The 13,797-nt window shown below is 44.3% G+C and carries 8 protein-coding genes; 5 read left to right on the top strand and 3 right to left on the bottom strand.

The features are described 5' to 3' along the window. Nucleotide 1: 1 nt before the first annotated feature. The 3 genes from LN893_RS07345 to LN893_RS07335 are packed head-to-tail and all read right to left on the bottom strand — an operon-like array spanning nucleotide 2 to nucleotide 5,467. On the bottom strand, nucleotides 2-1,153 hold the full coding sequence (locus LN893_RS07345) for a serine hydrolase domain-containing protein (protein ID WP_229969157.1): 1,152 nt from the start codon (nucleotides 1,151-1,153) through the stop codon (nucleotides 2-4). Nucleotides 1,154-1,161: 8 nt separating this feature from the next. Next, complete coding sequence (locus tag LN893_RS07340) at nucleotides 1,162-4,374, bottom strand: hypothetical protein (RefSeq protein ID WP_229969156.1); 3,213 nt, start codon at nucleotides 4,372-4,374, stop codon at nucleotides 1,162-1,164. Between the two features lie 4 nt (nucleotides 4,375-4,378). After that, entirely contained in the window at nucleotides 4,379-5,467 is a 1,089-nt protein-coding gene (locus LN893_RS07335) for an NAD(P)/FAD-dependent oxidoreductase (protein ID WP_229969155.1), read from the bottom strand. 84 nt (nucleotides 5,468-5,551) lie between these two features. On the opposite strand from LN893_RS07335, the gene LN893_RS07330 reads away from it, so the two are divergent. The 5 genes from LN893_RS07330 to LN893_RS07310 all read left to right on the top strand — a co-directional run bounded on the left by LN893_RS07330 (nucleotide 5,552) and on the right by LN893_RS07310 (nucleotide 13,496). Further along, nucleotides 5,552-6,187 carry an MBL fold metallo-hydrolase gene (locus LN893_RS07330; RefSeq protein WP_229969154.1) on the top strand — a complete coding sequence of 212 codons (636 nt, stop codon included), beginning with the start codon at nucleotides 5,552-5,554 and terminating at the stop codon, nucleotides 6,185-6,187. Nucleotides 6,188-6,205: 18 nt separating this feature from the next. Next, nucleotides 6,206-6,913 carry a CDP-diacylglycerol--serine O-phosphatidyltransferase gene (pssA, locus tag LN893_RS07325; protein WP_229969153.1) on the top strand — a complete coding sequence of 236 codons (708 nt, stop codon included), beginning with the start codon at nucleotides 6,206-6,208 and terminating at the stop codon, nucleotides 6,911-6,913. Between the two features lie 244 nt (nucleotides 6,914-7,157). Further along, nucleotides 7,158-11,018: a type IX secretion system sortase PorU gene (porU, locus tag LN893_RS07320; RefSeq protein WP_229969152.1), complete on the top strand. Its 3,861-nt coding sequence runs from the start codon at nucleotides 7,158-7,160 to the stop codon at nucleotides 11,016-11,018. Between the two features lie 50 nt (nucleotides 11,019-11,068). Continuing rightward, nucleotides 11,069-12,187 carry a type IX secretion system outer membrane channel protein PorV gene (porV, locus tag LN893_RS07315; protein WP_229969151.1) on the top strand — a complete coding sequence of 373 codons (1,119 nt, stop codon included), beginning with the start codon at nucleotides 11,069-11,071 and terminating at the stop codon, nucleotides 12,185-12,187. Between the two features lie 22 nt (nucleotides 12,188-12,209). Further along, nucleotides 12,210-13,496, top strand: a complete 1,287-nt coding sequence (locus LN893_RS07310) for a M16 family metallopeptidase (protein ID WP_229969150.1) — start codon at nucleotides 12,210-12,212, stop codon at nucleotides 13,494-13,496. Nucleotides 13,497-13,797: the final 301 nt, after the last annotated feature.

Below are 13,797 nucleotides of genomic sequence, written 5' to 3'. Positions count from 1 at the left end.
CTTACTTTACTACCTCATTTACCGCATCAATCATGGCCAGCACCTCTCCTGGATGCTCGCCTTTTCGCTCTCCACGTTTTTCACCAAGACGAACAAATATGATGTTCTTTTCAGGTATAGCTACAATGTATTGCCCCAATATACCACGCGCATAAAAAATCTCCTGTCCTTTATAATCAGGAAGTAGCCACCATTGGTAGCCGTAAAAATCGGTAGGTTTACCGTTAGAGGCTTTCGGAATCATACTTCCTTTAAGAGAGGCTTTTACGTAGGCTGGCGGCACAATGGTATCGTTGTTCCAGATGCCGTTATTTAAGTACAGCCTGCCAAGGCGGGCAAAGTCGCGGGCATTAGAGAAAAAGCAGCAATAGGCTTTTTCATTACCAGCGGGGCGGTCCAGGCTCCATTCGGCATTGTGCACAGACCCTATCTTTTTCCAGAGCTTTTCCTCGGCATAAGCACTTACGCTTTTGCCTGTTGCAGCCTCCAACACAAAGCTTAACAATTGCGTATCGCCGCTTTTGTATTCAAATGCCTGTCCAGGATCTTCTGTTGCTTCGAGCCTATCTATTATACGCTTTAGGTTATCACCGTAATAAGCTTCTGTTGTTACGGAAAAAGGGTTACTGTACGACTCATCCCAATCAAGGCCAGAGCTCATCCACAGCAGGTGCCGCAACTTAATTTTTGCTTTAGCGCCTTCTTTGTATTCAGGCAGAAAATCCCCGACGGGCTGCTCTACGCTTTTGATTTTACCTTCTTGTATGGCCACACCTACCAAAGCACTTATAATACTCTTGGCCATTGAAAAAGAATTGCTCAACGATTCATCGGAATAGCCGTCCCAATACTGCTCATACACAATAGAATCATTTTTAATCACCAAAAAAGCTACAGTCTCCAGCTCCTGGTGCAACTGCGCCAAAGATTCAGGAAACTGTAGCTTATTATAGTTACTACTAATTGGCCAAGGCTCAGGACTCGTACCAGCCTCTATTTTACGCTGATGAAAAATGAGATTATCATCTATATCAGGAAAGTTATAGTAGGCGGCCTTATACACATAGTTTTTATCCGCTAGGTGTATCCAGGCTGCCAGCAGGCCCAGTACCAGCAAGGTGCCAAAGGCAAAGCGCTTTGCTCTTTTACTCATTAATGCTTTTAGAAGTCATACCCCAAGGTAACATATAACTTAGGTCCCTGAGTCGACATATCATCTTGGCTCCAGGCTACGTCCAACTTTCCATACACACCAAACAGTGTCGTGCGAGCTCCAAAACCGTAACCGTACAAGAATGGATTACGGTAATTGATAACTGTTATCTCGAATGGGTTGTTTTGCGTTTGGCCCGTTCTACCACCTACCACTCGGGTGTTGATAGAGTTATTTCCTGAGAAAGGATTGGAACCAGTGTAGGCAGAACCTGCATCGGCAAAAGCTGTTAGCTGCAGATTGCGGAAGAATCCAGACGGAATAGCACCGCTGTAAAGCGACTGAATAAGCGGGATACGAAGTTCCAGGTTAGCCAGCAAATGCTTACTGCCCGTACGCGTGTTAAAGTTAAACCCACGTAGCGGCGTTATGTATTCAAGGTAAAACAAGTCAGCAGGAGCACGTACTGTTACGTCGTTTCTATCTGTCTCTTCATCTTCGCTTGCAAAAAGCCAATTATCCATGCCACCGATTAGGTAGTTCTTTGGTGAATTGCCGAAAAAGGAGCCATAGCTAATGCGACCTGCCAGCACTACTTTGCTGAACAGCTTTTGATAGCGCCTGATGTCAACATAAAACTTATTGAAGTCGCCTCTTGAGTCGCTAAAGCCCTTTAGAGAAAGAATTCCCGCTTTCATACGTGTTCCTTCCAGCATATTAATGCCAGTCACAATTGTATTGTCAAACACAAGCTCTGCATTACCACCCCAGAAGTTATTAAGTGTGTCTGGTGTATTGAAGTCATTTACGAAGGTAAAGCGTGTGTTTACATACCTAGGCTGTGCTCTAAAGCTGGTGCTGTGGCTAAGCGGATAAACTAGCTTAGGAGCAAATTCATGCTTACTAAAGCGAACAATAGAGTTGGGTACCTCTGCAACAGACCCTACAATCACATCTCTAAAGTACTGCACACCAATATCGGTGCGGTTCTTCAGGTTCATGTATTCAGCAAACATTCTGCTGGTCTGCAAATCGGTCCGAAGAAATGCATTGCCTTTTATGCGGTGGTTCTCGAAAAGGTCGCTCATATTCACACCTGCTACAATACCAAAACCTAATTGCGGATCGGCATACACAGAGGTGATAATTTCATCTACGCTAAAGCCTACATCATAATTCAGTGGGCCTACTACTTGGTTTTGAGCCGCCGCCACAGTTCTTCTGGCAGGGTTTCGAACAATGGTAACCGTTGTATCTTGCTCCTGTCTTTCAGAGTTGAACTCATAGTTATCAATATTCACTTCCCCTGCTGCTCTTTCAGCCTGTCTTTTTCTCCTGGCTCCTATACTTTCCAGAATCTTTGCGCTAGACGAAGTAGAAGAAGCAGCATTTTGAGCTGAACGGGCACGCGTTTCAAGAATTATCTGTCTGGAAGTTTTAGGCAAACTTGCTATCGTTGTTGGGGTAAACTGAGGAAGCAGGTACACGAAATCAACAGCACGGTCGCCAGCTACTAAAGCCAATGTGTTTTTGGCCTTATTATAATCATAAGCCTGTATGCCTTGTATAAAGTTAGTAAGAGGCGTTTGCTCGCCAGTAGCTATGTTATAGCTGTGCAAGCTGCGAATGCCACTTTCCTCACTCAAAAATATGAGGTTGCCATCGTCTGTAGCACGCGGCCTTAGCTCACTGGCTATACTTGTGGTAAGCTGCTGAAAGTCTGCAATGGCACCAGCCTTTGTTACCAAAAAGATGTCGTAATTGTTAACTACTCCTGTAAAAGTAGGTGCTGGCGGTGTGCCTGTGGTATCCACCCAACGGTTAGAGCTAAAGGCAATTGCATCGCTGCCTTTCACAAAAACTGGCTGAATATCATCAAATATATCGTTGGTAAGCTGATCTAGCACACGGCCATTGCTGCTTAGTAGATACAGGTCAGACTGTCCGTTTCTGATGGCACTAACTACCAGGCGCTGCCCATCTTCTGAATAGCTCATATCCTGCACTTGCGAGAATTGGTTTAGGGTAACAGCTGGTGTTGTTAGGTTATCAATCAGTGGCAGAATAGATCTTCCGTTCGTAGCTTTTACTTGCCGCAGCGTCATGCGACCGCGGCGTGCTTCCACAAACCCCAGTTGCGTATTGTTTTTCCAGGCCAGCACAGGCAGATTATAGTCAGTTTCCTGGTCAAGCGTTTTGTAGCCGCTCTTCCAGACAACTCTGCTGCGCTTCCTGCCCACCTCCTGCACAATAATCTTGTAACTGCCCCAATCGTTCTCTACATAAGCCAGTAAGGTGCCAGCGGGGTTTAGCACTGGTTCAGTATAATGCAGGCGGCGTTTGTTTCTGTTAAACAGCTTCCCATCATCAGGCAAAGACACCAGCGGGTTGTCGGCTCTGGTATTTATCTGCACATAATAGTTTTGCCAATCCTGCAGAAAACGCTTATAAGGAATATTCAGGCTGCTCGTGATGCCGATTTCAACATCACGGGTGATGCGCGTCAGGTTCAGGATGTTTTGAATAGCCGTGTAGCCGTAGCGCTCTGCCACATAGTTCCAGATAGACTGCCCTGTAAGCTCCTGATTTCTGTTGAAGAAAGCGTCTGCACGACCTCCTGGGTTCTCGTCCAGCATGTCGCGCACAAAGTTATCCATCTCCAGGCTCCACCCTTCGGCAGTGTAAGCGGCCACGCCACTCACAAACCAATCGGGCAAACGAAGCAAGTAGCTGCTTTGTAATGCTTCTTTCAAGCTGCCGCCATACATCATGTCGTTAAGCAGCAATTCTGTAATCCTGTAGCTTAGGTTGCGTTTAAAATCCGTTTGCGTGCCTTCAAAAGCCAGTTCTACTTTATTTTTCAGAAACAGCGTTTCACCACCAGTCTGAAACTGATCTCGCTCTACCCCTATATTACTCTGCTTTAAATCTGTGGCAGAATTATAAAGTATAAGTGTTATTTTAGAATATGGGTAATACCCTATCAGGCTGGTGATTCGCTTCAGCTCCCGCTCTACATATTCTGCGGCATTCTTGGCAGCATCATCGCCCCCTTTGTAGAAGTAAATGTTAAAGTTTTGGGTGCTGTAAAGCTTCCATTCGAAAGTTTTATACTGGATGCGGCTCTTGCCAAACTGCTCACGCCCCGGCTGTGCCTGCACAGCAACAGTCATCGTGGTGAAAAGTCCGAACAGCAACAGTAATCTAAAGATAAGACGCATGTACTTATAGTTGTTGACTTTGTTGTTTTATGTATTCGTAATATAACGATAAATATCTTGAAATATGTACATCTGGCAGCAATTCTCCTTCTCCCTCCAGAGCTGTTGCCAATCTTTCTGCCAGATACGGTGCCATAACTACTCCCTTGGAACCCAAACCGTTAAAAACACTTAGTTGCTTATGCGCTGGGTGCACACCCAGCAGCGGATGTCGGTCGCGTACGGCTGGCCTGATGCCTGCCCAATGTCCTGTTACCTTGTATGGTGCTGCCGTTATCCGCTCGAACTTTTCTGATAATTCAGCCTTTCCCGAAGGGGTTGTCTCTTCATCGGCTTCGCGCCAGTTATAGGTTGCTCCTATTTTGTATTTACCTTCAACTACAGGAACAACGTAAACTGCTTTATTGTAGATACAACTTGCGTTAAAAATCTCATTTTCAACCTCTAAAACCTCGCCTTTTGTAGGCTGAAGCGGCAGCCATTTAAAGTAAGGGTTTTGCACCAGCTGATATCCTTCGCAAAACACCAGGTGATTTGCTGTTATACCTTTATAGCTTACCCCCTGCTCCGTCAGCTGCAAAGCTTCCATCTCAAAGCGCTCGGGCAGCATGTTTCCTGTTTGCAGCAACTCCTGGGCCAGCAACCTCAAGGTATCAGACACCAAAAGGTAGCCGCCTTTGCTAATCACAATGCCACCGTACGGGTCCTGCACGGCACCTTCGCCTGTAGATTGTGTGTAAGTGGCCTTAATATATTCGCTCCAGCTATCTTCAGCACTTTTGGCCATCCAAGTATTCTGTTCCTCAATCGTAGAGAAGATCTTATAAATCGGTTTATGAAAAAACAGCGGTTGCTTAAAACGCTCCTCCAACTCGTCGTAAAACTTATCGGCAAAAGGTATAAACGTGTCGGCCATCCACGATTTCGCAAAGCGTTTACCTGCCACAGGGTTTACCAGACCTGCCGCCACATTGGAGGCTGAGTTCGGCTTCGGCTCATCTATTACCAGCACTTGGTGGCCGCGCTTCTGCAACGTATAAGCTAGGGTAGAGCCAGCCAAGCCATGACCCACCACAATAAAATCGTAATTCATAGAGGCAAGTTACGACTTGTACACCTTAAATTCGTAACTTGGAGCTTATTTTACAGGCATTACTGTCGCACAAAAACTGTTGATATGGAGGTTACCTGCCTTACGTTTAATCCTTTTTCAGAGAATACTTATTTACTGCACGACGAAACCAAAGAGTGTGTAGTAGTGGACCCAGGCTGCTACGAGCAAGAGGAAAAAGATCAGCTGAAAGCTTATATAGAAAAGCAAGGCCTGAAAGTGGTGCGTCTTTTAAACACACACTGCCACATTGATCATGTGCTGGGCAACCAGTTTGTAGCCGATACCTACGGTGTACCGCTAGAGATTCACGAAGAAGACCTGCAAACCTTACGCGCCGTACCTGCCTACGCTCCTTCTTATGGTTTTCCGAAGTACAACGAAGTGCTACCAGCTACTTTCCTAAAAGAAGGTGATACGGTAAAATTCGGTAACATTGAACTAGAAGTATACTTCACACCTGGTCATGCGCCTGGGCATGTGGTGTTTTACAACACAGCACAAAAAGTATGCATTGGTGGCGATGTGCTGTTCAGGCAAAGTATAGGTCGCACCGATTTGCCTGGTGGCGATTTTGACACGCTCATTCAAAGTATAAAAAATAAGCTTTTTACGCTACCCGATGAAGTAGTTGTTTACCCAGGGCACGGGCCTGAGACCACCATCGGCCACGAGAAGAAAAACAATCCTTTTCTGCGTTAGTTACCGCACCTCCTCTACATGAAAAAACATATTCCGAACGCTATCACCTGTTTAAACCTGTTTACAGGCTGCATTGCTTTATTTTTCGCTTTCGAAGGAGAACTAATTACATCGGCCTACTTAGTTGGAGTTGCCGCCGTTTTTGATTTTCTAGACGGGATGGTAGCGCGTGTGCTGAAAGCTTACTCTGAAATTGGAAAGCAGCTAGACTCTCTCGCAGACGTAGTTTCTTTTGGGGTGGTGCCTGGTACCATTATGTTTGGGTTGCTCTTTGGAGCAGGCGCTTCTATCGCTGGCATTTCAGAAAGTTATGTACCTTTCTTCGGATTCTTGATTACCATTTTTTCTGCGCTTCGCCTTGCCAAGTTTAACATAGACACCCGCCAGACAAGCTCTTTTATTGGCTTGCCCACACCAGCCTGTAGTATTTTTGTGGCGTCGCTGCCACTTATTATGGAACACGATTCTTTGCTGGCGTTTGAGGTGCTAATAAACCCGTACGTGCTCATTTTCCTGACAGTGGTGCTCTCTTACCTGCTGGTGGCGGAGCTTCCGTTGTTCGCCCTTAAGTTCAAAAACCTGGCTTGGAAAGATAATTCCATCCGCTTTATTTTTCTGGGATTGTCAATCATCTTACTGGCCCTTCTGAAATTTACAGCCATACCTCTTGTTATAGTGCTGTACATACTTTTATCTGTTCTTAATAAAAGCACCTCACATTCTTAAACTTTCCCTCCTAAGCGGACACAATACTGTGGCAATTTTAAGTAAAGAATAGAGGCATCAGCAAAGAAAAAGTAGATAAAGCTTATAATATCTTGTTAACGTTTGGTATGGAGGCTGGCAGATACTAATTGAGGCAACAATAGCCTACTTAGTAATAAATTGTGCTTATTTTTGTTAAGTATAATGGCATCATAGCTCCTCATTGTGGTAGTTACGCCTCTATTACCCATACTTTACCAGTTTTATGCGGCTTACCAAACTGCTCTTTTTGTGCCTCCTGTTGCTAACGCTAGCTCCTTTTCAGTTACTGGCGCAGGATGCACAGCCAACTATAAAACTGGTCTGGAATGAACAAGTTGCTGTTTTCCCTTCTCCTGGCCTATCAGACAAACTTCCTGCCTTCCAAGGCGCAAGTATAGATTATATTGAACGGCTACCTTACTACAAACTGCAGTTGCATGGTTTACACATCAGCAATCTCTTTTTGAAAGAAACCACTTATACAGCCTTTACCCCCGACGAACAGAAAGCCTTTACAATCGCTGCCATAGGTGCAGAACCTGCTGTACATATTAATCGTGCTGTTCAGCATAAAGAAGCAGTTAGCATTATTAGTATACTTCCTGTAAGGCGCAACCCACAAACGGGGCAGTTAGAGAAGCTTACCAGCTTTAGCTACACTTACACTACGGCCGCTACCGCTTCTCAGGCACGCTTGGCAAGCACCCAAGGTAGTTTCACGACAGCATCTGTACTGAGCACAGGTAACTGGTACAAACTTGCCGTTACTAATTCTGGAATCTATAAAATTGATAAAACTGTACTTCAGGCTTTAGGCATAAACCCACAGCAACTAGACCCACGGAAGATTCAGATTTACGGAAACGGTGGCGGTATGCTGCCACAGAGTAATGCAGCTCTCCGTCCCGACGATCTGATAGAAAATGCCATAGAAGTAGTGGGTGAATCTGACGGAAGGTTTGATGACAGCGATTATGTACTCTTTTACGCACAAGGCCCACATACTTGGCAATTTGACCAAAACCAGCAACTGTTTAAGCATAACTACAACATCTACTCCGACTCTGCCTTTTATTTTCTGAGAGTTGATTTTGAGGCAGGCAAGCGCATTACTAGCAGAGGACAGACAGTTGGAGCCACACAAACCATAACATCGTTTAACGACAGGCAGTTTTGCGAAAAGGATATAAAGAACATGGTATTCTCTGGCCGCGAGTGGTACGGAGAAGAATTCAGTTCTTTTACCACCTCCCGTGAAGTTTCTTTTCAAGCTTCTGACCTCATACCAGGTTCAGCAGTTAAACTGACAGCGGCCCTCATGGCTAACTCTGCCACCAACTGTTCATTTTCGCTAAAGCTCAATGGGCAGCAGCTAGGCTCTATAACCATTCCTAACCGCGGCACTTTCGATTATCACCCAGAAGGTGTGGATAGAGTTAACACTTACAGTATAAATCAGCAACAGCTAGGAACAGGGGCTGTTCTGAAAACTACCATAGAATTTAACACAGGCGGTAGCAGCACTTCGTTGGGTTATTTAAACTCCCTGGTACTGAACACTAAACGGCAACTCAAGCTATACGGCGACCAAAGCAGCTTCAGGTCGTTAGCCAGCTTAGCAGCCCCTATTAGCACTTTTAGGATTTCAGGTACTACAAATGCTACCTCTGTCTGGGATGTAACTAATTCGCAGCAGCCGCTAAAGCAAGAAACAACAGGCACTACAGACATCAGCTTCAGCGCCCCAACCAGCATATTACGTGAGTTTGTAGCCTTTAACCAGAGCAGCAGCTTAAAACCCATAGCGTTAGGAAAAGTTGCCAACCAAAGTCTGCACAGCGAAAACCTGGATGGAACATTGGATTTTGTGATTGTGGCACACCCACAGTTTCTGCAAGAGGCAAACAGGCTAGCACAGCACCGCAGGCAACAGCAAAAAATGAATGTGCTGGTTGTAACGCCAAGCCAGATATACAACGAGTTTTCTTCTGGCGCGCAGGATGTAACCGCTATTCGCGATTTTATGCGTATGCTTTACAGCCGTAGCACGAAGCCATCAGGAGAACCACTTTACCTGCTCCTCTTCGGCGATACCTCTTACGACTACAAAAACCGCATCTACAACAACACCAACTTTGTACCTGTGTACCAGTCGCGGCAGTCTTTGCACCCCATTACCAGCTACTCCTCCGAAGACTACTATGGCTTTTTGGATGAAAATGAAGGCGAGTGGGAGGAAACTTCGCTAGGCGATCACTTGCTGGATATTGGTATTGGGCGTTTGCCTGCTAAAACAGCTACTGAGGCAGCCACTATGGTTAATAAGATTATCGCTTATGAAAGTCCTGAGCATTTTGGCAAATGGCGAAGCCAGATATCTCTTGTTGCCGACGATGGCGATAATTACGAGCACCAGAACGATGCAGAGTTCTTAGCCAATTATATGCAGCAGGAGCATCCAGATTATTATGCAAACAAGGTTTACTTAGATTTATACCCACAAACAGGTGTTGCCAGCGGTCAAAGATCGCCAGAGGCTACTGCCGCCGTAGATAAAGCTGTTGAACAGGGCTCGCTGATACTGAACTATACAGGCCACGGCAACGAAATAAGTTGGGCAAAAGAGCAGCTTTTAACACCCGCACAAATAAGTGCATGGCGCAACAGCCAAAAGCTTACGTTTATGCTTACAGCTACCTGCGAGTTTGGCCGCTATGATGATCCTGCCCGATCATCTGGAGCAGAATTGGCTCTGTTACAACCACAAGGTGGCGCAGTAGGACTTATAACTACTACCAGACCTGTATACTCTAACGGAAACAGAGCGCTTAACCGCAACTTCTTCAAGAGTGTTTTTACACCTACCAATGGGCGCATGCCCTGCCTAGGCGATTTGGTGCTCCTTACAAAAAACAACAGCATTACAGACAATGTAAGCGGCTCCAGGGGCGTCAACAACCGTAATTTTACCCTTCTGAGCGACCCTTCTATGCAGTTAGCTTATCCCGACGCAGAAGCAATAATTACTCACATCAACGGCAGGGCAGCTACAACCGATACACTAAGCGCACTTGGCAAAATAACTATAGCTGGCCAGGTACAGCAAAGCTCTGGCACTATGCTCAGCAATTTTAACGGCAACATCAGGGTTACGGTGTATGAGAAAGAGCAAACCCGTACTACTTATGCCGATGAAGCCTCTCAGCCTGTGCCTGTAAAGCAACGCGACCTTGTTATTTACGATGGCCAGGCAAGCGTTGCCAACGGCGTGTTTCAATCTTCTTTTGTTGTACCCAAAGACATAAACTATACTTACGGAACAGGTAAAATCAGCCTATATGCCACAAGCGACAAGCAGGATGCCTTAGGTTCTAACACTTCTATAGTTATAGGCGGTACAGCCAAAACTGCCGCAACTGATAATGTTCCGCCCACTATAAAGCTGTACATGAACGATGAGTCTTTTGTCTTTGGAGGCGCTACCAATGCAGATGTCATGTTGTTAGTAAAATTGAATGATGAAAGCGGCATTAATACGGCAGGCTTGGGCATAGGCCACGAAATAACGGCTGTGCTTGATGGTAAAACCGATAACCTTGTCACCTTAAATGATTACTATACTTCCGACAAAGACAGTTACCAATCAGGCACTATCAGCTATCCTCTTAAAGGCTTAGCGGCAGGTAGGCATACGCTAAAGGTAAAGGCTTGGGATACGCATAACAATTCGGCAGAAGAATATATAGAGTTTATTGTATCAAATGATAATAACTTTTCGTTATATCACGTACTGAATCACCCAAATCCGTTCTCGACAAACACACGATTCCATTTTGACCATAACCGTGCGGGCGAGGATATAGAAGTTCAGATTCAGATTTACACCATTTCAGGCAAACTGATTAAGACACTAGAAACAACAAGCTATGCAAGTAAAGCACATATAGCAGAGTTAAGTTGGGACGGTCGTGACGAATATAATGATGTGCTGGCAAGAGGCGTTTATATTTATAAACTAAATGTGCGCTCTAAACAAGATGGCTCAAAAACATCTAAATTTGAGAAACTTGTAATTTTGAATTAACTTACTCCCTTATTATCTCTATATTTGGTTTAGCTTTCAATACCTAAAATATGTATAAAAAAAGTGTACTATTAAAGGCAGCCCTTTCCGCACTTGCCTTATATTCGGCGCCTCAAGCATTTGCTCAGAATACAATTGGTCAGGACGTTAGAGCTGTAACAACAGCTGTTCCTGTTCTTACAATTGCCCCTGATGCACGTTCTGCAGCACTTGGCGATGCGGGTGTGGCTCTATCTCCAGATGCGAATACAACGTTCTGGAATCCAGCTAAACTGGGCTTTGTTGAAAACGACATGAGTGTAGGCTTCTCCTATTCTCCATGGCTTCGCAATGTAGTAGACGATATGTCTCTAAATTATCTTTCAGGATATAAGAAGCTTAGCGAAACATCAGCCATATCAGCCTCTCTAATGTATTTTGATTTGGGAGATATTCAGTTTGTAGATGAAAACCGCAACCAAATCAGAGATTATAACCCGAAAGAGTACGCTATATCTGTAGCCTACGGTCAGGCATTGAGCGAATACTTTAGCTTGGGCATAGGTGCTCGCTTTATACACTCTAACTTAGCGGGTAATGTTAATATCAGTGGGTCTAACCTGGAATCTCAGCCAGGAAACACGGCTGCAGTAGATGTAGGTGTTTACTATAACAGAAAATTGAACCAAGCGCTTACCCTTGCCTTCGGTGCGAACATATCGAATATAGGTGGTAAAATTGCTTATACAGACTCTGCAGATGCTAGAAGCTTCTTACCTACCAACTTGAAGGTCGGTACAGCCGTTACTTATAATTTAGATGCCTATAACTCCTTAACGTTTGTACTAGACGGCAACAAATTGCTTGTACCTTCACCTGGAGCCAATTCCAATCAATCTGTTATCAGTGGTATATTCTCCTCGTTCGGCGATGCAGAGGATGGCTTTAGTGAAGAGATGCAGGAAGTTAGCCTCTCTACTGGTTTAGAGTATTGGTACAATAGTTTGTTTGCTGCCCGCGCAGGATACTTTTATGAGAATCCAAACAAAGGCGGCCGCCAATATCTTTCTTTTGGTATAGGCCTACGCTACCAGAAGTTTGGTGTAGATGTAGCTTACCTTGTTCCAAACGAACAGAGCAACCCATTAGCACAGACACTACGTTTTAGTTTAGCACTGAACATTGATTAGATTTTTAATTTAAAATATAAGAATGCTTGATAGAAGTAAAGCACCTGAAATATACGAAGTAGATGCAGTAGCACTCCAGTTTGCAGAAGTAACAAACTTATCCAACGGATCGCGATTGCATATTATCAAAAACGAAACCCAGCCTGTAATCAGGCTGGATTTTGTTTTTAAAGCGGGGAAGTGGTACGACACCAAGCATGGTGTATCAGATTTAGCCACAAAAATGCTCCTAGAAGGCTCACAAAATTATACTGCTAAGCAAATTGCTGATACGGTAGCATATTATGGCGCCTCTTTTGATAGTAATCACCAGTACGACCGCACAGAATACACGCTCTACTGCCTTTCTAAATACTTGGATGATCTGCTACCACTTATAGTGGATATTCTGCAGAACCCAGTGTTCCCTGAAGAAGAGTTTAATCTGCTAAAGCAGCGAACATCTCAGAATATAAAAGTACAGCGTCAAAAGAACAGTTACCTTTCAACACAAAGCTTTACAAAACTTATTTACGGTTCAGATCATCCTTATCAGTTCGGGTTCGAGCAGCAGGTAATCGATAGTATCACGTTAGAGGATGTAAAGGCTTTTTATCAGAAGCAGTTTAGCACTGAAGGTTTAGAAGTTTTTGCATGTGGAAGTTTAGATGAAGATAGCCAGAGAAGGCTTGTAAATAGCCTTGAGACGTTAGCAATAGCAGGCAAGTCTGTAGAGGAAAGTAAGACATTCATCAACGACGCGGAAAAAGGAGAAAAGGAAGCCTTTAGAGAAGTTAAGGATAGCTTGCAATCTTCTATCAAAGTAGGAAGAGAATTGCCGCTTATTCAGCACGAAGATTACCATAAGCTAGTGCTATTGAATGAAGTTCTGGGTGGGTACTTTGGCTCCAGGCTAATGCGCAATATACGAGAAGACAAAGGTTATACGTATGGTATTTATTCGGCCATTTCGCCAAGAGTACATTCTACACTTTTCTATATCGGCACTGATGTGAACTATGCAGTAACAGAAAACACGTTAACTGAAATTCACAAAGAGATCAACTTGTTACAAACAGAATTGATACCCGAAGATGAGCTAGTGGTTGTGCAAAACTACATGATTGGCAAATTTATCAACGACATGGCCACCATATTCGATCAGTGTGACAGGTACAAGAGAATAACGCTTTACGACTTGCCTCACGATCACTACAGCAATTTCCTCCATACAATTAGAAACACAAGCGCTGAAGAACTACGAGCTTTAGCAAATCAGTACTTAAAGCAAGACGAGCTTTATACAGCCATAGCTGGTAGAAAAGCCTAAAAAATAAGGTTATAGGCTTACAGGATAGAGATAATTTATAAAACGATAATTTATTACTACTACCTAAGCCCATAAACAATAAAGGGAGGTACTGAGTACCTCCCTTTATTGTTTATGCTCATTGTTCTACTTTATTCTTCACTTCCTCGTACCTCATAGAGTTGTATTTCTCTAGATGAATATTACAAGAGCGTGTATTAGCTCTAAACTGCTTTTCAAATCTTCATCATCGGAGTACTGTACCGCAGCTTTCGGTTACCCTGCCGCTACGTTTCCGCTGGGTATAAAACGCGAACACCCC

Source organism: Pontibacter harenae, assembly GCF_020907245.1.
Classification (GTDB): Bacteria; Bacteroidota; Bacteroidia; order Cytophagales; family Hymenobacteraceae; genus Pontibacter; species Pontibacter harenae.
Note: the sequence above shows the minus strand (reverse complement) of the source record. Positions and strands in the feature narration are given on the sequence as shown.